The sequence below is a fragment of the Syntrophotalea acetylenica genome (genome assembly GCF_001888165.1).
GTDB lineage: Bacteria > Desulfobacterota > Desulfuromonadia > Desulfuromonadales > Syntrophotaleaceae > Syntrophotalea > Syntrophotalea acetylenica.
The window spans coordinates 2,501,832-2,522,875 of record NZ_CP015455.1; the positions used below are offsets into that span (position 1 = coordinate 2,501,832).

Genomic DNA, 21,044 nt, shown 5'->3' on the forward strand with positions numbered 1-21,044 from the left:
GGGCCGATTGAATGATTGGTTATCTGTGGAGGTCAATATGAATTTAATCAAACAACCGAACCATTGGACCTGTGCCGCAGCTTGCGTATGCATGTTGACCGGCACCACGTTGGAAGAGTTCTACGTATACTGCGGGCACGATGGATCGGAAGACGTGCAACCGACGAAAAAGCGCCCGTTCGGCAAGAGATGCTTTTCATGCCGAGAATTGTATGGCTACCTGCTCAGCCATGACATGACTATCGGCTGGGGATGTGTGCCCGGGGAGGGTTTTGACCCCAGAACGCAGACTCTCAGCGTAGACCTGGAGCGTTTACCCGCATTGGTCGATGTCATGTCTGTTCGGCCCGATGTCGTTCATTGCGTGCTCTGGGATGGGAAAAGGATTATTGATCCACACTTCCCGGAAAACAAACTCATGCCGGACGATTACACCGTGATCGGATGGTGGCCCGTGACGAAGTTATGGCCGGACGATTTGATGCCTTTGCGGCAAAAGCCTTAGAACGTTGGAATTAAGCGGCGGACCCGGCGCGAAGAGTGATTTTTCAGCATAACAACTTGAACTCAGCGGGCGAGCCGATGCGGACGGCTCGAAGAACCCCGCTTATCCCCGTCCGCTGGAGTGATTGGTTATGCCATACAAACCATGCCGATTTGATCGAAAAGACTACCTGTCCGACGCCCAGTCATTCGAGGCCGGAAACATTGCCAATGCAGAGACGGAGTTGTGCGAGTTTAACGAGGACGCGGAAGACCTCGCGTTCGAATTGGCGTACACCAGGTACAGAGTTGCAATACTCGAACAATTCATCAAAAACGCGACCGAGCTTGGATATATAACCGTGCCGGATCAGCCAGATCCAGCCCGGCAAATGATATTCGAGATTTTAAAGGCATAACGAGTGAATTAAACGGCGCTCTTACTACGGAGAAACGATATGAAGAAACCGAATTGCATCATCGCTGGGGACACAAAGATCGAAGTCAACGAGGACGAATACGAGGATTTTCCTGACCTGCTGATTATCCAGTGCCACGACCGGGAGCAGATACGCCAGGCGATCAGGACGGGAAAAATTGAGTTCACCATTTTCGGTGGCGAACCGCAAAACCCCGTAATAGGAACTTTTCGGTAATACCGTAAAGTCCACAACTCGAAATTTAATGACCCCAACGAAACCAGCCATGCCAACAACGCAACTCGGATTATTTGAAACCACAACCGCGCCGCAGGACAAAGGGTCCGCCATCGCGCGGCACAAACACCTGTGGCGTGTCTGCTGGGGGTGGGATGGTCCAGCGGTCGGCGGATATTGCGAGGTCAACCAGCTCTGCGCCGATCTCGCCACACCTGCCGCCGGCGGGCCGTCCTGCATCTACGCCTACATGGAGCGCTGCAAAATATTGCAGCAACTGGACGATGATCACTGGCTCTGCGAAATCGCCATGGGTATCGTCCACGGCCAGCCGTGGGACAAAGACGGCACCCGCGTCATACTGGACACCCTGAACATCTGGCCGCCAACCAGGGACCTGCGCAGGAGATAGACATGTTCCAACGCGTACAACAACTGATCCAGGTCGCCGCCCAGCACGACAAAATCGAGCTGGGCACCCTGCACAACGCCGTCATCCAGTGCATGCAGGAGTATCGCGACGCCAGCACCGCCGCCAACAAACGCAACTGGGACGCCGCCAAATCCGGCCTGCAGGAGTGCCTCGACCGGCTCTGGCCGGTGTATTTCCCCTCCGAAGAGGCGTCAGTGGATCCCGAAAGGTTTGACCAGCAAAAGGCCGCCCGCGATTACCTGCTGAATAAAGGCTACAAAGTCAGTGCCGGCAAGTTTTCAACGGACTGGAACAACGGTAAGGTAAGGGTCCAACGCGATGGGAGTGTGCGGAGGGCCGATCTGCTCGAATATGCCACGACCCTTGACCTCGACCGGAAAAAGATCGCCAACATGGAGCATCTCGAGCGCCGCAAGGCCGAACTCGAAGTGCAAAAGCTCGAACAGCAGGTCAAAAAAAGCGATCTGGAAAATCGCAAAGAGGATGCCCGCTGGGTGCGTAAGGAAGACGCCGAAATTCAAACTGCCACGCTGGTCGGATTGCTGCAGGATTCCCTCAACCACCACCTGTCCCAACATCAGGCCCAACTACTGCATGCCTGTGGTGGCGATCACGGCCGCGTCGCTGAATTCGCCCAAGCGCTTGAGGACGTCGTGGCTGGCGCGTTTAACGAGCTGGCCAACGGCAGACAGTTCGATGTCGACATCGAGGAGGATGAGGAATGAGTCAAGGCCGGGACCTCAACACTCAAGGCGCCCTTCTGCCCGACAGAATTCTTAGCCGGTCGACCGTCGCTCGCTACCTGCGATCTGAGCTGATAGGCCGCATTCCCGATCGGATTCAACTGTGCATCACGGCTGCAGTGCGGCATCGCCTGCGGCGGCCCGAACGGATGCCGGTCAGCCAATGGTGCGAAGCCTACCGCATCATGCCGTCGGCCGATGCCATGCCAGGCAAGTGGCGGCGTGAGCTGGCACCGCACGCCGTGCGTGTCATGGATACCTGGGCCCTGCCCTGGGTGCGCGAAGTATGGTTTTGCGGCCCTGACCAGGCGAGTAAAACCAACGCCATGCTCGGCTGTATGGGCTACAGCATCGACCGGGCCCCGGGCAACATCTTTTACACTATGCCCAGCCAAGATGCAGCCAAAAGGATTTTGGGGCAAAAACTGATCCCCATGCTGCAGCTCACCCGTCCCCTGGCCAAGTTGATCAGTAAGCGCGCCGACGACACCTCACAAGGCATGATCCGCATGGCCAACGGCGTCGCCATCTATCCGGCCTGGGCCAACTCAGCCACGTCAACAGCAACGTTTTCGGCCAAATATACATTCAATGATGAGGTCGATAAGTGGGAGATGGTCGGTACTGAGACCGACCCCATCCGTCGCCTGCGCAAACGCGCCAAAAAATATCGTTTTCACAAGCACTTTTTCGGAAGCACCCCAGCCGGCAAATACATCTACTCTGGGGCCATGGCTTGTCAGCAGGTACAACAGTATGCTAACCGCTGCCCCCATTGCGGTGAACTGATCATTATGGATACCGATCATATCATCATCCCGAAAGGCGCAAGCGTCGATGATATCAAGCGAGATCCCGGCGCGATTGGCTATGCCTGCAATTCGTGCGGTTCCCTGTGGAATGAGGCCGACCGCTCGCGATCATTTGAACAGGGGGACTGGATCATCGTTAAGGGGCCCGACTGTCACAGACCTGTCGATGTCGGGTTTTTGCTCAGCGGTATCGCCACGCCCGACATGAAGCTGGCCGACATCGCCTGCACCATTGTCCAGGCTGAGGCCGGTGACCTTTCCGCCAAGCGCGACCTAGCCCACGGCATCCAGTGCATCGACTATGAACCCGAAACCACCGCTGCCCGTGAAGACGACCACCTGCTGCGCTATCGCTCCGGCCTGCCGCGCAACGCCGTGCCGCTCGGTACCGCCATGCTCGGACTGCTGGCGGATACCCAGCAGGATAGTTTTTACTATGAGTTGTGGGCCTACGGATACGCGCCGGAGATCGACATGCGTATGATTCGACACGGCATCCTGCCGAGCTTCGTCGACCTGGAATACCTGCTCCACCAGGAGGTGTTCGCCGATGCCGATGGTAAAGAGTTCCGCGTACAGATCGGCTTGATCGACTCCGGAGGCACGCGCAAGGGATGGCAAAAACACAGCCGCACCGTCGAGGTGTACGACTGGTGCAGCAAGCATCGCATCATGATCCCGATCAAGGGCATCTGGTCGCGCCGAGATGGAGATATGATCAGTTACAAAACCGTCGAGACCTTTCCAGGCACCAGTAAGCGCATCCCTGGCGGCCTAGTGCGCGCTAACCTCAAGGTCGACTACTTCAAAGACGAACTGGCCAGACGCCTGGCCATCGAGCCGGACGACCCCGGCGCGCCGCTGTACCACGACGATATCGACGAAGCCTTTGCCAAGCACTACACCGCCGAGGTCAAAGACGAAGAGAGCGGCGAGTGGAAACACGACAAAAAGAAAGGCCGGAACGACTTTTGGGATTGCAACGTGTACGCTATTGCCCTACGCGAGATACTCAAGACGCGGATCCCAAGGCGACCGGACGATCCTGCCAATGTCGCGCCGCAGCGGCGCATCTATTCCAAAGGAGCGCACCGTGACTGAGACGATCAGCCGTGCCGACATCGATCGCGTCAAGCGCGAGTTTATTCTGGACAACACCCTTCTCACGCCGGGCAAGGTTGCCGAGATTCTCAGCTATTCTGTGCGAAAGGTCTACTATCTGATCGACGCTGGCGAATTGACCGCGGCAAACGATACCCCGGCCCGTAAGGGGTTGAGAATCACCGCTCGTTCAGTAGAGCAATACAAGTGTCGCTGTGTGGAGCGAGCTTCGGCCCATGGGGTAACGTAATTTTTAAAAACCACAAGATATCGTGCAAATACCTGCAATAGATACTTTCCATTGTGTTTTGCCCTCCATTAAAATATCCGGGATTTTAGGGAAAAAATCTTTCCGCTAACTTTTCGGAGCTGCTCTTGGCTGGGATCACATCAGAACACGCCGAAGCTCAACTCGCCCTGTGGCTGGCCGCCGACGCGGCGGTCAGCTCCAATCAGTCCTACACCATTGACACAGGTGGCAGTAAGCGCACTGTCACCCGTGCAGACGCCCTTGAGATCCGCAACAACATCGACTACTGGGATAACTGGTGCCGACGCCTCGACAGCAGCAGGCTCGGCATACAGGCTATCGGGGTGATCACACGATGAGCCTGCCGAAAATCACGCCCACCTGGCTGGACAAGGCCATCGGCTTCATCTCTCCGGCCACCGGCGCACGGCGGCTGCAGGCGCGCATGGCCATGGCCATTTCCGGCGGTTACACCGGAGCCCGCACCGACCGACGCCAGACTTACAACTGGGGTCTGCGCGACAGCGACGCTGACAGCGCCATTCTTGGCGACCTGCCTACCCTGCGCGCACGTTCCCGCGACCTGGAGCGCAACGCGCCCCTGGCCTCCGGGGCCATCAATACCAAAGTCACCAGTATCGTCGGCAGCGGCCTCAAGCCGCGCGCCGCCATTGATCGCGACATCCTCACCGGACTCACCGAAGAGCAGGCCGACGCATGGGAGCGCGCCGCCGAGCGCGAGTTCAAGCTCGCCACCGGCACCGCCGACTTCGACATCGAGCGCAGCCACAGCTTTCTGGCCAGCCAGGCGCTGGTGCTGCGCGGGGTGCTCAGCGCCGGCGATATCTTTGTCAACCTGCCGCGCAAGTCCCGCCCTGGCAACCCCTACACCCTGCGGGTCAACTTCATCGAGGCCGACAGGGTCTGCAACCCCGACGGTAAGCCCGACACCGCCACCCTGGTGGCCGGCATCGGTAAGGACTCCGACGGTGCCCCGGTGCGCTGCCATGTGACCAAGCACCACCCCGGCAACCTGCGCGCCGCCAAAAAGCGCGAGTGGATCCCCCTCGAATACTACAGCAAAGACGGCCGGCGCCTGGTGCTGCACATCTATCGCAAGTTGCGCCCGGGACAGACCCGCGGCGTGCCCGACCTGGCTCCGGTCATCGAGCTGCTCAAGCAGTACAGCAAATACACCGATCACGAGATCCAGGCCGCGGTGGTCAGCTCGCTGCTCACCGTGTTTATCAAAAACACCACTGGCAACCCGCAGATCGCCATGCCCGCCGTAGGTGGCATCAGCCAGACACAGGACCAGATCGACACCGAAGGCATGGAGCTCGGATCCGGCGCCGTGCTCGGGCTGCTGCCCGGCGAAGACATCGAAGTTGTCGACCCCAAGCGACCCAACACCGCCGCTGAAGCCTTTTTGGGCGCCATGGCACAACAGATCGGCGTGGCCCTCGAGCTGCCGCGCGAGCTGCTGGTTAAAAACTTCACCGCGTCCTACAGCGCCAGCCGCGCTGCCCTGTTGGAAGCCTGGCGCTTTTTCATGACCTCGCGCACCTGGCTGGCCGAGCAATACTGCCAGCCCATCTGGGAGGCCGTCATCACCGAGGCCGTCGCCCGCGGGCGTCTGGCCGCACCGGGATTTTTCAGCGACCCGCTGGTCCGCATGGCGTACCTGGGCTGTGAGTGGACCGGCGACGCCATGGGCCAGCTCAACCCGGTTCAGGAAGTCACCGCCGCCCAGCTCAAGGTCGAGGCTGGGTTCAGTACCCGCAGCCGCGAGACCGCCGGCCTCAACGGCGGCGACTGGGAGCGCGACGAACGCCAGAGGGCCAAAGAGCAGAAAGCCGAGGCCAAGCGCTTGCCGGTTGAACCGACACCCGAAGGGAGCGCGCCATGAAAAAAGGAGCAGGGATATCAATGCTTACAGATAAGTTTTTGCTTCTTTCAAGCTCTTTCGCGACAACATACCTGTCGCATGTTGAGTCTTTCACCAGCCCGGCCAACGCCGGTCGTATCGACGACTTTTTAAAAGAACATTTCGAATCGAAAATAGCTGCCGCGAAAGACATCTATCAATTTGATGGTGTCAATGGCCATATCCGCATCAATGGCCCGATGTCCCCGGAAGGTCCGGACCTCTATGATCTTTTTTACGGTTTTGGCGGGGTGGCCTACGCGGATATTCTGGATAGTATAGCGCAAGCAAAACAGGACATCGACCCTCAGAATGGCCAGCTGTATCTGCACACCAACACCCCCGGTGGAACGGTCAGCATGGTCGACGATGTATACCAGGCACTGAAAAGTTGCACGTTCAAGACGGTGATGATCAACAAGGGGATGGTCGCCAGCGGTGGCATGTGGATCGGTGCGGCGTGCGACCGGATCGTAGCATCAACCCCGGTCGCCTTTACCGGATCGATCGGCGTCGTTATTTCCTGTTACGACGTCACCGGCATGCTGGAAAAGCTGGGCGTAAAAAGGGTGGTCATAACCAACCACGAAGCCAGTAACAAGGTTCCGGATATAAGCACAGACGAAGGGCAGAAAGTCATCCAGGAAGAGTTGAACGCCATCTACTCGGTTTTTAAGGACCGGGTCGTTAAGGGCCGCTCCGGGAAAATTTCGGCAGAGACCATTGACGGGCTCAAGGGCGGGGTCAGAGTCGCTGCCGACGCTTTGGCGGTCGGCCTTATCGACGCCATAACAGAAACCGTCGGCAAGATTGCAGCGCCGGCAAAATATCAAACCAAGGCCCCGGCCGGTGTCGCCCGGGTCGCAAACCAGAAAGGACAAAAGATCATGACTCTCGACCAACTGAGAGCAGAGCATCCCGACCTGGTCGCGGCAATCGCTGCCGAGGCCACCGAGGGGATGATCACCGCAACCGATCTGCAAACACAGCTCGCCACCGTCAAAGCCGAAGGGGCCGCCGCCGAGCGCGCCCGCATCCAGGCCGTCGAAGATCAGCTGATCCCCGGCCACGAAGTGCTGATCGCCGGGCTCAAGTTCGATGGTAAAACCTCCGGACCTGAAGCCGCTGCCCAGGTGCTGGCCGCCGAAAAAGGCGCCCGCGCCAAAGCCCTGGCCGACCTCAGTGGAGAAGGCAACCTCGTGGTGCCCGCCGCCGCCCTCGGCGACGGCGCACAGACCATGAAACGGTCCGAATTCAATGCTTTGGACCAACCGGGCCGCCGAACGGCCATAGCTGCCGGCGTCAAAATCGTTGACTAATCGCAATTAACGACAAATCTTATAGAGGAGCACAACCATGGCCAACACCCTCACTGGGCTCATCCAGTACATCTACGACACCGTAGATAACGTCAGCAACGAGCCGACCGGGCTGATCAACGCCGTGTCGGTCAGCGGCAAGGCCGAAGAGGCTGCGCTCAACCAGGACATCACCTATCCCATCACCGCCGTCGGCGCTGAGCGCAACATCACCCCCGCCGCCACGCCTCCTGTATTCGTCGATGAGACGGTTGCCACCGGCACCATGAAGCTGACCAAGGCCAAATCAGTGCCGTTTTACTGGACCGGCGACGACGAGGCCAAACTCGGCATGGAAGCCAAAAACGGCATTCAGGACAACAAGATCGCCCAAGCGATCCGCCGGCTGCGCAACCTGATTGAGATCGACCTGGCTGCTCTGCAACTTTACGCGTCCCGCGCCTACGCCGCCCACGCCACCACCCCGGCGGCACTCTTCGCCAGCAACCTCGGCGAGGTGGCCCAGGCCCGCAAAATCCTCGTCGATAACGGCGCGCCGGCCAACGACATCCAACTGGCCCTCGACACCGTGGCCGGCGCCTCCGTCCGGACCCTGGTCGGCCTCGGTTCTTTTCAGGGCGCCAGCATGCTCAACACAGGCGAGCTGATCGACATCTACGGCGTCAAGCTGCGCGAGTCGGCCGCTATCGTCACTACCACCGCCGTCGGCAACAACACCGGCCCCTACGTCGTCAACGGCGCCCACGCCGCTGGCGCCACCACCATCACCCTCAAGACCGGCACCGGCACCATCCTGACCGGGGACGTGGTCACCTTCGGCAGCAACACCAAGGACAAGTACGTCGTCCAAGTTGGCCTGGCTGCCGCCGGCGACATCACCATCAACGCCCCGGGCCTCAAAAACGCCCTCTCCGACGGTGACGCCATCGTGGTGGTCGGCACCTGCACCCGCAACATGATTTTCGCTCGCTCGGCCATCCACCTGCTGGCCCGTTTGCCCAAGCAGCCCACAGGTGGCGACGCAGCCACTGACGAACTCATCGTGCAGGACCCGGTAACCGGCCTGCCCTTTCGTTTTGCGCAGTACAAGGGATATCACGCCAACCAGTTCGAGGTCGGCATCGCCTGGGGCGTCAAAAACGCCGTCCCCGAGCATACCGCCCTGCTGCTTGGTAACTAGGGAGGCCGTTGATCGAGGGCCGATCCTATCGGCCCAACCCTGAACGCACTTTAAGGAGACCACATGCCACCCAAAAACAAAAAGATGGTCGTCGATATGTCCCCACCCCCACAGGTTGATGCGTTGATCCCCGTCACCAAGAACGGCCAGACGATCAGGGTCTGCCACGCACAACTCGAACAGCACCAGTTCCTCGGCTGGATCGTGCACGCCCACGCCACCGGCGACAACTAACCCCTGTCCCCAACGACAGCGCGGGGCCGCACTATCGGCGGTCCTCTTCTCCACGCCGGGCCCCGCGCATTTTTGAGAATCTATGCCGCCGGAACTGTTGCAAATAGCCGTCCTCGGGTTGCTTGGCCTACTGAGTATCGCCACCACGATCATCGGTTTTTTCGTGGCGCGCACCATGGCCAAAGTGGATGCCAATCAGACAATTTTGTTCGAGCGGCAAACGGCTCTGGAGAGACAGTTTTTTGAACTGCTGGGCGAACACAGGGCGAGGCATAAGGGAGAACGATGATCGCTAACCGCGAAACCCGATACGACGAACGCATCAAAACCGCCGTGCTGCGGCATTTCTCCGAGTTGCTGACCGACTTCGGCCCGTTCGGCTGGCTGTGGATCCGTGCCCAGATCTGGCAGGAGTCGCGGTTTGACCCCCGCGCCAAATCCCCGGCGGGGGCCATGGGCCTGATGCAGCTGATGCCGGACACCGCCGCCGAGTTGGACGTGACCGCGCCGTGGGACCCGGCACAAAACATCGATGCCGGGGTGCGCTACCTGGCGGATCAGTATCGCCACATGACCGAGATCCCGACGTTTGCCGAGCGCATACGCTTTGCCCTGGCCGCCTACAACGGCGGGCGCGGCTACGTCAATTTCGCCCTGGTGCTGGCTCGCGACGCCGAAGGATTGCCCGCCAGCTTTACCCGCTGGCGCAAGCTCGGCAGCCTGCCGGGGCAGTGGCAGACCTGGAAAAACAGCGCGCCGTATCTGGACGATCCGCGCTGCCGACCCGGCGGCCGCCGCGCCGACGCCCGGCAGATGTGGGGCTATGTTGCCAAAATCGAGGCACGCTATCAGCACTACCTGCGCACCGCGCTGTCTGGCCAGGGGCAGGTGCTGCATGCCGGCCACTGATCCGGCCAGATGGGGCCGCTGCGTCTACAGCGCCACCGGCCGCTGTCCGGCAGCCGGGCGAGGTGCGCTGATCTGCGCCGCGACCTCCTGCCCGGGACATAAGGAGACCGATGACTCAGACCGAACTGATCAAACGTGCCCAAAACGGTGATGTGCTGCTGGTCAAAAGCGACAGCGCCGTCGGCAAGGCGATCCGCTGCCTGACCGGCGAGAGCTACAGCCATGTGGCCGTGCTGGTGTGGGTGCCCGGTCTCTACGGATTTACGCTGCGGGTCTACGAGTTTGCCGAAGGCGTCGGCCACCAAACTCTGCCGCTCGATGACTGGCTGGCGCAGCGCGAATCCCAGGCCCTGTTTTACGGTGTCGCGCCCGAGCCCGTGCATGCCGCCCCGACCAGGGCCCGCACGGCCGCGGAATACTACACCACCGCCTCACGGCTGCAGCGCGGTTACGGCTATCTGAGCCTGGTCAAGGTGTGGCTCAGCCAGCTGATCCGCTGCCGCATCCCGGTACGGCAAAAGGTCTGCTCGACCTATGCGCAGGAGATCTGGCGCGCCGCCGGGTTTGATGCCATCGGCCGCACTGCCGACCCGGGAGACATCGCCGAACACTGTCAAACCCTCTACCCGCTATGGAGATAACATGCGTCCGCAAACCTTTGCCCTGATCGGATTGCTGCTGCTTGGCACCCTGACCCTGCTGGTGGTCGGCTGCTGCACGACGCCGTCGGCCAACGACCCCGTCGGCGCGGCCTTCGACCGCCACGAGCCCGCCCTGCGCCTAGCGGTCAACATCGCCGTCGGCCAATGGCTCACCGCGCATCCGGCATGGGCGGTGCCCGCCGCCCGCATCGCCGAAACCGTGGCCGCCGAACTGGAGACACAAGGTCTGACCAGCCTGGCATCCCTGCAACAGCAAGTGTCCGCCCATATCGATTGGGACGCGTTGCCCCCGGCCGAGCACAGCCTGATTGTCAGCGTCATCGATACCGCCGCGCAGGCCATCACCCAGAGGCTGGACGCCGCCGGCCTGACCGACCCCAACGAGCGCAAGATCCGCGCCGCCAAGGTCCTGCGCTGGATCGCCGAAACCGCCCGCGCCCGATCCGGCAGCGCCGCCGCCAAAAACGCCGCCCGCGGGCCACGCTACCAGGTGCTGGCATGATCGATGCCGGCGAGGTGTTTGACCTGGCCCTGGGCGACTGGGGCGAGACGGTCATGGTCGGCGGTCAGTCCATCACCGCCATTTTCGACGTGCCGTTCGCCGTCGCCTCGCCGCGCGACTACGGCGTCGAATCCTCTGGCCCACTGCTTGTTTGCAAAACCACGGATCTGCCTGCAGGCACCGATCACGGCACCGCCATTGCGGTGCGCGGCAAACCTTACACTGTCGCCGGTATGGAGGATAACGGCCTCGGCGACACTGTCCTGACATTGGTGGCCGTATGACGATCCGGCAGCAGATCATGTCCGCCGTCATCGCGCGGCTGCAGACCATCACGCCCGACAACGGCTACGGCTTTGACCTGTCGGCCAACGTCGAGGAATGGCCCGCCACCAACATCGGCCCCAACAAAGTGCCGGCCGCCATCGTCTCCGACCCCGGCGGCGGCATGCAGGATGCCGGGGTCTCCGGCCGCCTCGATCACCAGCTGGAGATCGAGATCGAATTGATCGTCAAGGGTACGGCCGCCATCGTCCGCGCCCTGGCCGGCGATGTACTCCAGGCCATCGGCACCGATCCGACCTGGTCCGGCCTGGCCGTCGATACCACGGCGACCGGCGTGCAGATTGCCGTCGAACAGCACCAACACCTGTTTTCCGGGGCGCAGATCGACCTGACCGTCATGTATCGCACCACCAAGTGGTCCCTGTAGATTTTTGCGGCCCGCATAAGGAGCTTTGACCATGTCCATTTTTCGCAAATCCAACACCACCGTCTACGCCAAGATGCAGGCCGCCAAAGATGCTGCGGCTGTGGTGGACGGCGCCAATGCCATTGACGTGCTGCAGGATTCCGCGTTCGTGCAGCCCAAGGGCAATCTCATCGACCGCGGGCTGATCCGCGGCGGCCGCTGGCCCAGCAAAAAGGTGGTCGGCGGTCGCTGGGGCGAAGGTCCCCTCAATCTGGAGATACGCGGCAGCGGCACCGCCGGCACCGCGCCGGAGTTCGGCCCACTGCTCCAGACCCTGCTCGGCACCGCGACCACCAACAGCGCCGGCACCGTGGCCGACGTGGCGGCCACCACCACCGAATTTGACAGTGCGCTGGATCTGACCGTTGGCCAGCTGGTGCGGGTCGAGATCGGCAGCGGCTACGAGGTGCGGCGCATCGCCACCAAGGACGGTGTTGGCCCCTTCACCTATACCGTGCATCGGGCCTTCTCCCAGTCACCAGCCGACGGCGCGGTGATCGCAGCCGGCGTGACCTACCATCATCTTGGCACCGAGACCGAGAGCTACATGACCCTGGAGCAGTATCTCGACGGACTCAAGTTGCTCTGCACCGATGCGGTATGCGAAAAGCTCGACGTCGCCACCACCGAAAAAGAGGTCATCAAAGGCACCTTTGCGATCCGCGCCATCGGCTGTGCCGAGAGCAACGACAGCGACAGTCTGACCCCGGCCTACGACGATACCGACCCGCTGATCGGCACCGATTGCAACCTGCTGCTCGACGGCACCGCTCTCAACATGAAGAGCATGGAGTTCAGTCTCGGCACCCGCCGCGAGCGTGGCGGCGTCAACTCCACAGGCATCAGCGAGCTGCCTTTTAGCAGCAAGTTCGAGGCAACCTGCAAGCTCACTCCCTGGGTCGAAGACAAGACTCCCTTTACCAATTTCTTTGCCGGGGCTCTGGCCGATGTCGAGATGACCAAGGGCGCCACTGCCGGCAACATCTTGCACATCCTCATCGAAGACGTGCAACGCGAAGGCCCCAGCATTGGCGACGACGACGGCGATTTTACCTGGGAGGATTCGTTGACCGTCACCGGCGGGATCTGCATCGGGTTTTTCTAAGGGCGATTATTTACCGCAAAGATCTCAGAGACCGCCGAGGTTAAAACCAAAAACAAGGGGGTTGCATCTCTCTGCGTGCTCTGCGGTAAAACGCGAGAGGTTTTGATCATGCGCAAACCTTTTAAATACATCGGCTACCTGCTGCGCTACCGGCGCGGCTTTATCCGGATCTGGCGTGGCAACCACCGCAAACTGAGGATGGCCAATGGCCAAGGATAAAAAAATATCGCTGATCATCAGCGCCAAAAATCAGGCCAAGGGAGCCTTTGCGTCGGTCAAGAAGGGTTTGTCTGACATTGGCGGCCTGGCCAAAAAGCTCTTCAGCCCCACCGGACTGATCCTGGGCGGTCTCGGCGCGCTGGGCCTGGGCAAACTGGCCTCATCGTTTATCGAGACGGCCAGCAGTTTCGAAGGGTTGGAAGCGTCGCTGACCACCACTCTGGGCAGTCTTGACCTGGCGCGGCAGGCCATCGCCTACGCCAACAAAGAGGCCGCCGCCAGTCCTTACACCGTTTTGGAGTATGGCGAAGCGATCAAGACCCTGTCGGCCTACGGTATCGACTACGCTGCCGTCATGCAAACCGTCGGCGATACCGCCGCCAGCATGGGCAAACCACTGCAACAGGCTGTCGAAGCCCTGGCCGACGCCCTGCAGGGCGAAGGGGAGCGTCTCAAGGAATTTGGCATCAAGCAAAAGATTGCCGGTGACCAGATCACCTATACCTGGGTCGACGCCATGGGCAAGGTGCGAAACACCGTCGCCCAAAACAGCCCGGAGATTATCCAGCAGACCCTGCTCGCCATCTGGAACGAAAAGTACCAGGGCGGCATGGAGAAATTCGGGACGACCTGGAAGGGCCTGACCAGCACCGCCAAGAGCCTGTGGGACGAATTCAAGCTGGCGATCGCCAACAGCGGCACCTTCGAATTGCTCAAAAACGGACTGCAGGTCGTCATCGGCAAAATCAACGAGGCCAAAAAAGCCGGCGATTTCCAGAAATGGGCCCAGCAGGCCGGCGAAGCCGTGTTTACCGTCGCCCGGGCGATTGTCGAGAGCATTCCGCGAGTGCTGATCATGACCTTGGAAGTGATCAGCAAAATCACCATGGGGTTCCGTGGCTGGCAAATGCTGATCGGTGAACTGAAGATCGCGTTTCTCGGCTTCGCCCGGATCGCGCAATCCGTTCTCGGCGGCATCGCCGAGGGCGCCGCCAAGGTCTGGTCCATCACCAATATCTTCGGGCAGTCAGATGACCTGATCAACGATTTGCGATCGTTCGCCGATAATCAAAAACTCGTCGCCCAACAGCTGCATGCCGACCGCGACGCGGAGATCCGCAAACAACAGCAAACCATTGCGGGATACACCAAAGAGCAGCAGGAGATCGAAGGCTACAAGCGCAAGGTCGCGGAAATGGAAGGGGCGTTTAAAAATTTCGTGGCCCAGGTCAACACCGCGGCCGCCGCCCAAAAGGAAACCGGGGAGGCGGCCAAAGAAGGCTCGGCCGTGGCGATCAACGCCATGCAGGATGAGGGGCGCGCCATTGAAGCGTTGATCGCAAAATACCGCCGTCTCAATGAGGCGGCGGGCCGCCGGGGCGGCAGTTTTTCGGTCGCCGGGCTCGACCAGGCGCTGGATGACGCGGAGCGCACCGAATGATCCCTGCCGATTTTTACGTCCACATCGAGGATGCCTCACTGGCGTGGATCGACGTGACCGAAAAGCTGCGCGGTCTGAACGATGGTACCAGCGGCGAGTCACAGATCATCCCGACCGTCCATTTGACCTTTGCCGCTGATGTCGACGCCGAGTTCACCGCACTGCTCAATCCGCAGATCAACCCGTCCCGCGCGCGGATCCGCATTACCGATGGCGCTCTGGCCACCTATTACCTGATGGAAAAACAATCCGGCACGGTCCAGAAGGGCCTGCGCTATCCGACCGTCACCGGCCGCGCCTGGGCCGGCGTGCTCGACAACTGGCGGCCGCTCTCCTACACCTGGCCGGAGGATATGCTGTGCAGCGCCATTGCCGCGCAGGTCGCCCACCGCGATGTGGCCAACCAGTCCGGCGAGGTGGTCGGCGTGGTCTGGCAGGCATCGCTCGATCCGACCATCCCTGGCGGCCGCTACAAGATCAGCAAAAAACGCCGCCGCGACATCATCACCGAATTGGCCGAGGCGTGTGCGGCCCGTGTGCGCGTCTCGGCCAATGGTCGGTATCTTGAGGTGTACGATCGGCCGTCGCGGGCACTCACGGCTGCGGCCGTGCGCAATTTTACCGAGGCGCTGGACCTGAGTTACGAGATGGCCCGCGTCGATGAACCGGCCAACGCCGTTCGCGTGCAGGGCGAAGTCCTCAATTACACCCGGCCGAGTCTGCCGGTGGTGCGTGTCACCCTGGTGCCGGGCGATATCGAGGCCGACGGCTCGGACCAGGCCTCGGCCGTGGCGCGTGTCTATGACAGCGGCGGCAATCCGGCGCAGCACAAAGCCATCGTCGATGAGGCGATCAGTGCTGGCAGCTATACGCAGATCCCTGTTTCCGGATGTTTTGCCGTGGACGGCGTGTGGCTCAACACCGGCACGCAGGACAGCCCCGTCAAAGGGGCCAAAGTTGCCCCGACCGGGTTTGACGCCTCCACCATCACCGTGCCGGATAATGGCACCCAGCTGTTTATCGTCAGTTACACGCAGGCCGAGTCGGTCAGTTGGTCGAGCGCTGATGTGCAGCGGCAGATCGATGGCGAGGCGCATGCCACCGCGGGGTTGTTGGCCGTCGCCACCAGCTACGCCATCGGCACGGTGCGCGGCGTCTACCGCGCCACCGATACGAATCGCAGCGGCACCAACTACTACACCGGCGGCAGCGCCACGGCGGGCGGCACCAGCATCACGCTGGGCATCTCGCCGGGCCCGGCCGGCACCGCCGTTATCGTCGATTACGATCAGTACGAGGCCACCCCGGCGGTCAACATCAGCCCGGCGACCAGCCTGTGCGACGCCGAAGGCAAGGCGCGCACCACGGTCGGCGCGGGCACCAGCGTCGGCACCATCGCCATTGTCGCCAGCGCCCTGGGCCAGAGCGGCAGCGCCAACCTCAGCCTGACCGGCGATGCCGTCGGGGCGCTGACGGTGACCGCCGATCCGCAGACCATCCGCGCCAAACAGAGCGCGACCGCCACCACGACATTCACCGGCGAGGCCTGCCAGACCGCCGCCGATGATGACGGGCATATCTATGTGGCGGTCGACAACCTGGTCACCTACTGCGGCAGCGTGCTGCTCAGCGGCTGGGGCAACGCGCCGGTGCTGAGCTGGACCAACAACGCCGCCTCCGGTGACTACCGCATCTATCTGGCCACCAGCGCGCCGGCCGGCGTCGCGGGCAGCGCCACCTACACCGGCCGCGAGATCATCGACGAGGCCGACCAGACCAGTGATATTATCGCCAGTGTGCTGACCCGCGCCGGCAGCCCGGTCAGCGACGGCACCGAGGTCAAGTTCGAGCTGCTGGGCGCTACCGGCGGCGCGACCCTGAGCGCCCAGCAGCAGACCACCAGCGGCGGCACCGCCAGCGTCACCCTGACCGCCGGCAGCGTCGCGCAGTTTGAGGTGCTGGTGACCGCCGGCCCCTACCGCGCCAGGGTGGCGATCACCGTCACCGACCAGCCGCTGGCCGCCGAGCAGACCGCCGGCACCAGCAGCGGCAGCGTGTCCAGCGGCAACAGCGACCCGGAGCAAACAGACGATAGCCAGGACCAAGAGCCAAAACTAAAACTCGACGAGGACGAATACGTCCGCAGCGATGGCCGCATCTGCCGGCTGGTGCTCAAGGACTGGGAGGACGCCGACGGCAACATTCGCGGGCGGAGACAAGCCGTCGACTGTGACGGCGAGCCGATCTGCGGGGAGGATGTCCTCGTTGATGGAGAGGATTCCGGCAGTACGGACGGTGAGGGGTATTTTCGATTTTCGGTGACCGAGTCTGGCTCGCATACGGTCAAAATCGACGGCATCGAGACGACATTCCATGTCGCCGCCGGTGGCGACATGCGATGGGTCCCCGGTAGCAGCGATCGCTGGTACGAGGTATGCCGCGATGGGTGAGATTGACCGCATCGCGTTTTGTGATCCGGCGCAGCAATCGCCGGAACCGGAGGAGGTCGTGTTTTGCGATCCGGCGCAACAATCGTCAGAGCCGGAGGAAATCGTGTTTTGCCAAAGGTGCGCAGGCCTGCCTCCGCTGAGGGTTGCCGGCCCGGATACTCCTGACCTCGGGGATAAATACGCAGCCACTGGCGGAAAAGCACCGTACGATTGGCACATCAGCGCCGGCGAGATCGACACAAAAACCGGCGTCGTCACGAATTTGTCTGGCGCCTGTGGTACCGGCTCGGTATCGGTCACCGACGCCTGCGGCAACACCGCCAGCATAGACGTGCGATTCCCCCTCGGGCAATGGGTGCAGGTGGACACCGAGCCGTTGGAGTATTACGACGATATCTACAGCTGTTGGTGTATCCAGACCGTCATTGTTGGCTGTAGGCGGTATCGAATAACCTGGGTTCCGGTCTGCAACGGGTACACATCGTATTACGCCAACCAATGCCTGGGATACGATAGCATCATTTATCCGGCGCCAGCCTACTATGTGGACGAAAACGGCGACCACCCACCATCCCATAACCTGCCCGGAACCATGAGTTGTGACCACTCATCCAGTTATACGGGCAACTGTTATGTGCTCTATAACCCCGCTGGGACAGCGATTGTCGGATGGAGAGGCTACGGTCGCAGCCACCAGAGGATTGACGAATGGCAATGTCCATGATTGTTGAGCGAATCTATCGAGGCGAAACCGCCGCGCAGATCGGTATTACGGCACAGCAGTACGACAGCCGCAAGGAGACACTGGATCGGTATCTGCGGCAAAGCAGCGGACGTTTCGAGCCGGGCGATTATCTGCGCTGGCTGGCCGCGGACGAGACCGGGGCCCGAGGAGACAGCGGGGGAGCCTGGCAGCACACCAGCCGCCCTGCGTCCGGGCGACATGCCCCCGTAAAATGCCGCGCTTGCGGAGGAGGGAAAATCCGATGACACGCATCGTCGCCATTTTCGGCGCCTACATCATCACCGCCGTGATCACCGGCAGCAGCCTGTTTGCCGCCACCCGGGCCTGGATCGTCCGGCGCACTCCGCGACTGCGGCCGGTGCCGGAGCATCCGCATTTTATCGAGTGCCGGCTGTGCCTCGGCTTTTGGGTCTCGCTGGGCATCACGCTGGTACTAAACCTGCCATGGACCGACCTGCTGCTGATCTACGGCGGCAGCTATTTTCTCGCCACCCAGGAGCGATAATATGGGCACCACCCTGGCCTTGCAAAGCGCCACCGTTGTCGGGTTTGCCAATCATCCGACCCTGCCGCGCATCATCGTGTTTAGCACCCAGGGGGTGGATGTCTACCGTGCCAGCGATATGCAGCGCGTCGCCTGGGCCGCCATCGGCAACGTCACCTGCGGCGCCGCCAACAACAACGGCATCTATGTCGGTACCTCGGATGCCGGTATCTACCGGCTGCCGCTGACTATCGCGGATGCAGCTAACGGTGATATGACCAACGTTTTTAGGAGCCTCATCGGCAACGACGACATTCGCGACATTGCCGGCCACGGGACGGCCTTGGCAGTCGCCCATGGCAGCGGAGTGACCTACCTGCCGTCCCCGTCCATCGGCCAGTCGCTGTCAATAGCGGGCGGCGCACGGTGTGTCGCTCTCGACGCGGCCCACATGGCCTGGTGTGATACAGCGGCCGTTTATATGCGGAGCATCCCCGCTGGTGGCGCCTTGACGGAGGTAGCGCCATGCCGATGGGGGGCTGCCAACCGTCTACGATTTTATGACGGCGACCTCTACATAGCATGTGCTGATGGGGTCACCGTCGCCGATGGTTCGACGGGCCAAGTCCACACCGATTTTGAGGAGTACGAGCCCGGCATCCCAGACAACTGGTCGGAGCATTGGAACACCACCGCCGGTTCGGTCACCATTGTCGACGATAACGGTGATAAAAAACTGCAACTCAACAAAACTGAAAATAATAGATGGTCGGTGGCGTTTGATGACTTTGGCGAGCCGTCTGACGCGCTGTTTTTCTACCGTATCACCATGGGTAGTAGTACTGGAGAGCGTGGGATATGCGCCAGGGGAGCAGGATCTGCTGGCGCGGAAACAGCGACCATCTTAACGTGGTACCCCTCCGGCAACCTGCTGAGAATCCGGCAATACAACGCCGGAGCGCTATATGGTGTAGCCGAGGTGACGATGACGTTTACTCCCGGAGCCGCCTATTGCATTGTCTTGGCGGTGACTGGGGATGCGGGAGCCGTGCAAGTCAAGGCCGCCATCTGGATCGACGGTGAGCCTCCGCCGATCGGTTGGACGATCGAGGGGACCAGCATTTACGGCATCGCGTCCGGATGGGCCGGGCTTACGGCATACTCCTCCAGCTCCAACGACGTCGTCGAGTCCGCTGCCGTGTGGCTATCCTCTCCAAGCGACGAGCCGGATTACGGGGCCACAGACCTTGGCGCGGTTGTAAATTGCATGGATTTATTGTTGATTGCCGGGTTGTTGGCATATGGCACCTCCGACGGGGAGGGCGGCGGCCGATTCGGGGTTCTGGATATTAGCGGTACACCGACAAACAAAACCACTGTCTCCGGCGACTGCAGCGCGGTTTGGGTTGACGACGCCCTGACCTCTGTGATCTACAACAACACCCACGAGCGCTACCGCATGGTGGCGCAGATCAGCCCCGGCGCCAATGCCATCGCGGTGCGACGCGATTGGACCTTCTACGCCGAAATCACCGACGCCCTGGGCGGCATCCAGGCCGGCACCGTCGCCCTCACGATCAACGGTCAGGCGGTCACCCCGACCACCAGCGCCATCACCAACGGCTACGCGGTCGCCTACACCCCCGGCAGCAGCAGCGGGTATGCGGAGCGCGTCGCCATCGAGCTGTCCGGCACGGACGCCGACGGCAACACCGTCAGCAGAATCTGGTCGTTCGTCGCCGCGACGGCCCCGGGCGCCACGGTCACCGACAGCACCCCGCCAAACGTCGTCTGCACCCGCGACATCGGTCTGTCAACCGCCGAAGCCGATGAGCAGGTCGGCGGGGTCAATGTGATCTGGCTGGAGGATATCGCCGGGCCGTTGGTTGTCACCGATGCACAAGCCGTGGCCGTCGGCACCCTCGCCATCGACGAAGTCACCTACCATCGCCACATCCGCACCATGACCGTCATGCCTGCCGACGCCAACGGCCTGCCGACCCGCGACCTGCGTACGGGCCAGGTGGTCACCATGACATGCCCCGCCATCGGTATGACCGCGCAAAAATGCGAAGTTCTCGCCATCCAGCGCAAAATCGATGATCAGGACGATATCACCTTCACGCTGCAAATCGCCTATTACGAGGCCGTCACATGAGTCTGAAAAAACTGCGCAAACGCCTGGCCATCGATCAACGCAATATCCTGATCGGCACCGTCCTCCGCGACGGCACCCACACCGTCCGGATCCGCACCAGCAAAGGCGAAATCCGCGACGCCCTCAAACCGGCCGCCACCACCTACAACACCGGCGCCCGCCTCGAATTGCGCACCGACGGACGAAGCCTGCAGGTCACCGGCGAAGCCCCCCTCGCCGACCTGGATGGTGAGGTGGTGTATCAGGTGTGACCATACGAGGCTTTGTGCTTGACACCAAAACGGTTATCGGGTACAAATCCCCGTACAAAATACAGAGGTTTTTGCCATGTTTTGGCCCGTTTTTGTAGACCAAAACAGAGAAAATCACTTGTAAAAACAAAATGTTAAATCAATTACTAATTGCCACCCTAGCTCAGCTGGTAGAGCAACTGATTCGTAATCAGTAGGTCGTCGGTTCAAATCCGATGGGTGGCTCCAA

General features: G+C 61.2%; 26 protein-coding genes and 1 tRNA gene. All 27 read left to right on the forward strand.

What is annotated here, in order from left to right:
• Window positions 1–37 precede the first annotated feature (37 nt).
• Window positions 38–505 (forward strand): hypothetical protein, encoded by a 468-nt coding sequence (locus A6070_RS11590; protein ID WP_072285905.1) that lies wholly within the window; start codon window positions 38–40, stop codon window positions 503–505.
• Window positions 506–635: 130 nt separating this feature from the next.
• On the forward strand, window positions 636–902 hold the full coding sequence (locus A6070_RS11595) for a hypothetical protein (protein ID WP_072285906.1): 267 nt from the start codon (window positions 636–638) through the stop codon (window positions 900–902).
• Window positions 903–941: 39 nt separating this feature from the next.
• Complete coding sequence (locus A6070_RS11600) at window positions 942–1,139, forward strand: hypothetical protein (RefSeq protein ID WP_072285907.1); 198 nt, start codon at window positions 942–944, stop codon at window positions 1,137–1,139.
• A 49-nt stretch (window positions 1,140–1,188) separates the two neighbouring features.
• A complete protein-coding gene (locus A6070_RS11605; protein ID WP_072285908.1) occupies window positions 1,189–1,551 on the forward strand; it encodes a hypothetical protein in 363 nt (120 codons plus the stop codon).
• 2 nt (window positions 1,552–1,553) lie between these two features.
• Complete coding sequence (locus tag A6070_RS11610) at window positions 1,554–2,297, forward strand: hypothetical protein (protein ID WP_072285909.1); 744 nt, start codon at window positions 1,554–1,556, stop codon at window positions 2,295–2,297.
• Window positions 2,294–4,228: a terminase gpA endonuclease subunit gene (locus A6070_RS11615; RefSeq protein WP_072285910.1), complete on the forward strand. Its 1,935-nt coding sequence runs from the start codon at window positions 2,294–2,296 to the stop codon at window positions 4,226–4,228. The genes A6070_RS11610 and A6070_RS11615 overlap by 4 nt, the downstream gene beginning before the upstream one ends.
• The gene (locus A6070_RS15455) at window positions 4,221–4,478 is read left to right on the forward strand and encodes a helix-turn-helix domain-containing protein (protein WP_072285911.1); all 258 of its coding nucleotides are present in this window, start codon (window positions 4,221–4,223) and stop codon (window positions 4,476–4,478) included. Before A6070_RS11615 ends, A6070_RS15455 begins: the two co-directional genes overlap by 8 nt.
• A 125-nt stretch (window positions 4,479–4,603) precedes the next feature.
• Window positions 4,604–4,837 carry a DUF6148 family protein gene (locus A6070_RS11625; protein WP_072285912.1) on the forward strand — a complete coding sequence of 78 codons (234 nt, stop codon included), beginning with the start codon at window positions 4,604–4,606 and terminating at the stop codon, window positions 4,835–4,837.
• A complete protein-coding gene (locus A6070_RS11630) occupies window positions 4,834–6,387 on the forward strand; it encodes a phage portal protein (protein WP_072285913.1) in 1,554 nt (517 codons plus the stop codon). The genes A6070_RS11625 and A6070_RS11630 overlap by 4 nt, the downstream gene beginning before the upstream one ends.
• A 20-nt stretch (window positions 6,388–6,407) precedes the next feature.
• Window positions 6,408–7,724 (forward strand): S49 family peptidase, encoded by a 1,317-nt coding sequence (locus tag A6070_RS11635; protein ID WP_072285914.1) that lies wholly within the window; start codon window positions 6,408–6,410, stop codon window positions 7,722–7,724.
• Between the two features lie 37 nt (window positions 7,725–7,761).
• Window positions 7,762–8,904, forward strand: a complete 1,143-nt coding sequence (locus A6070_RS11640) for a major capsid protein (RefSeq protein ID WP_072285915.1) — start codon at window positions 7,762–7,764, stop codon at window positions 8,902–8,904.
• Window positions 8,905–8,967: 63 nt separating this feature from the next.
• Window positions 8,968–9,138, forward strand: a complete 171-nt coding sequence (locus tag A6070_RS15620) for a hypothetical protein (protein ID WP_158513972.1) — start codon at window positions 8,968–8,970, stop codon at window positions 9,136–9,138.
• An 82-nt stretch (window positions 9,139–9,220) separates the two neighbouring features.
• The gene (locus A6070_RS11645) at window positions 9,221–9,427 is read left to right on the forward strand and encodes a hypothetical protein (protein ID WP_072502090.1); all 207 of its coding nucleotides are present in this window, start codon (window positions 9,221–9,223) and stop codon (window positions 9,425–9,427) included.
• Complete coding sequence (locus A6070_RS11650; RefSeq protein ID WP_072285917.1) at window positions 9,424–10,047, forward strand: transglycosylase SLT domain-containing protein; 624 nt, start codon at window positions 9,424–9,426, stop codon at window positions 10,045–10,047. The genes A6070_RS11645 and A6070_RS11650 overlap by 4 nt, the downstream gene beginning before the upstream one ends.
• A gap of 110 nt (window positions 10,048–10,157) precedes the next feature.
• Window positions 10,158–10,688, forward strand: a complete 531-nt coding sequence (locus A6070_RS11655) for a C40 family peptidase (RefSeq protein WP_072285918.1) — start codon at window positions 10,158–10,160, stop codon at window positions 10,686–10,688.
• A complete protein-coding gene (locus A6070_RS11660; RefSeq protein WP_145926356.1) occupies window positions 10,615–11,211 on the forward strand; it encodes a hypothetical protein in 597 nt (198 codons plus the stop codon). The genes A6070_RS11655 and A6070_RS11660 overlap by 74 nt, the downstream gene beginning before the upstream one ends.
• On the forward strand, window positions 11,208–11,495 hold the full coding sequence (locus A6070_RS11665; RefSeq protein ID WP_072285920.1) for a head-tail joining protein: 288 nt from the start codon (window positions 11,208–11,210) through the stop codon (window positions 11,493–11,495). The genes A6070_RS11660 and A6070_RS11665 overlap by 4 nt, the downstream gene beginning before the upstream one ends.
• Window positions 11,492–11,923: a hypothetical protein gene (locus A6070_RS11670; protein WP_072285921.1), complete on the forward strand. Its 432-nt coding sequence runs from the start codon at window positions 11,492–11,494 to the stop codon at window positions 11,921–11,923. The genes A6070_RS11665 and A6070_RS11670 overlap by 4 nt, the downstream gene beginning before the upstream one ends.
• A gap of 31 nt (window positions 11,924–11,954) precedes the next feature.
• On the forward strand, window positions 11,955–13,067 hold the full coding sequence (locus A6070_RS11675; protein ID WP_072285922.1) for a phage tail tube protein: 1,113 nt from the start codon (window positions 11,955–11,957) through the stop codon (window positions 13,065–13,067).
• Between the two features lie 205 nt (window positions 13,068–13,272).
• A complete protein-coding gene (locus tag A6070_RS11680) occupies window positions 13,273–14,727 on the forward strand; it encodes a tape measure protein (protein ID WP_072285923.1) in 1,455 nt (484 codons plus the stop codon).
• The gene (locus tag A6070_RS11685; RefSeq protein ID WP_072285924.1) at window positions 14,724–17,177 is read left to right on the forward strand and encodes a hypothetical protein; all 2,454 of its coding nucleotides are present in this window, start codon (window positions 14,724–14,726) and stop codon (window positions 17,175–17,177) included. Before A6070_RS11680 ends, A6070_RS11685 begins: the two co-directional genes overlap by 4 nt.
• Window positions 17,170–17,901: a hypothetical protein gene (locus tag A6070_RS11690; RefSeq protein ID WP_072285925.1), complete on the forward strand. Its 732-nt coding sequence runs from the start codon at window positions 17,170–17,172 to the stop codon at window positions 17,899–17,901. The genes A6070_RS11685 and A6070_RS11690 overlap by 8 nt, the downstream gene beginning before the upstream one ends.
• Window positions 17,886–18,167, forward strand: coding sequence for a hypothetical protein (locus tag A6070_RS11695; protein ID WP_072285926.1), 282 nt, complete (start codon window positions 17,886–17,888; stop codon window positions 18,165–18,167). Before A6070_RS11690 ends, A6070_RS11695 begins: the two co-directional genes overlap by 16 nt.
• Window positions 18,164–18,427 (forward strand): hypothetical protein, encoded by a 264-nt coding sequence (locus tag A6070_RS11700; RefSeq protein ID WP_072285927.1) that lies wholly within the window; start codon window positions 18,164–18,166, stop codon window positions 18,425–18,427. Before A6070_RS11695 ends, A6070_RS11700 begins: the two co-directional genes overlap by 4 nt.
• A 1-nt stretch (window position 18,428) precedes the next feature.
• A complete protein-coding gene (locus tag A6070_RS11705) occupies window positions 18,429–20,564 on the forward strand; it encodes a hypothetical protein (RefSeq protein WP_072285928.1) in 2,136 nt (711 codons plus the stop codon).
• Window positions 20,561–20,815 carry a hypothetical protein gene (locus A6070_RS11710; RefSeq protein ID WP_072285929.1) on the forward strand — a complete coding sequence of 85 codons (255 nt, stop codon included), beginning with the start codon at window positions 20,561–20,563 and terminating at the stop codon, window positions 20,813–20,815. The genes A6070_RS11705 and A6070_RS11710 overlap by 4 nt, the downstream gene beginning before the upstream one ends.
• A gap of 152 nt (window positions 20,816–20,967) precedes the next feature.
• Window positions 20,968–21,043 (forward strand) — tRNA-Thr (locus A6070_RS11715).
• Window position 21,044 lies beyond the last annotated feature (1 nt).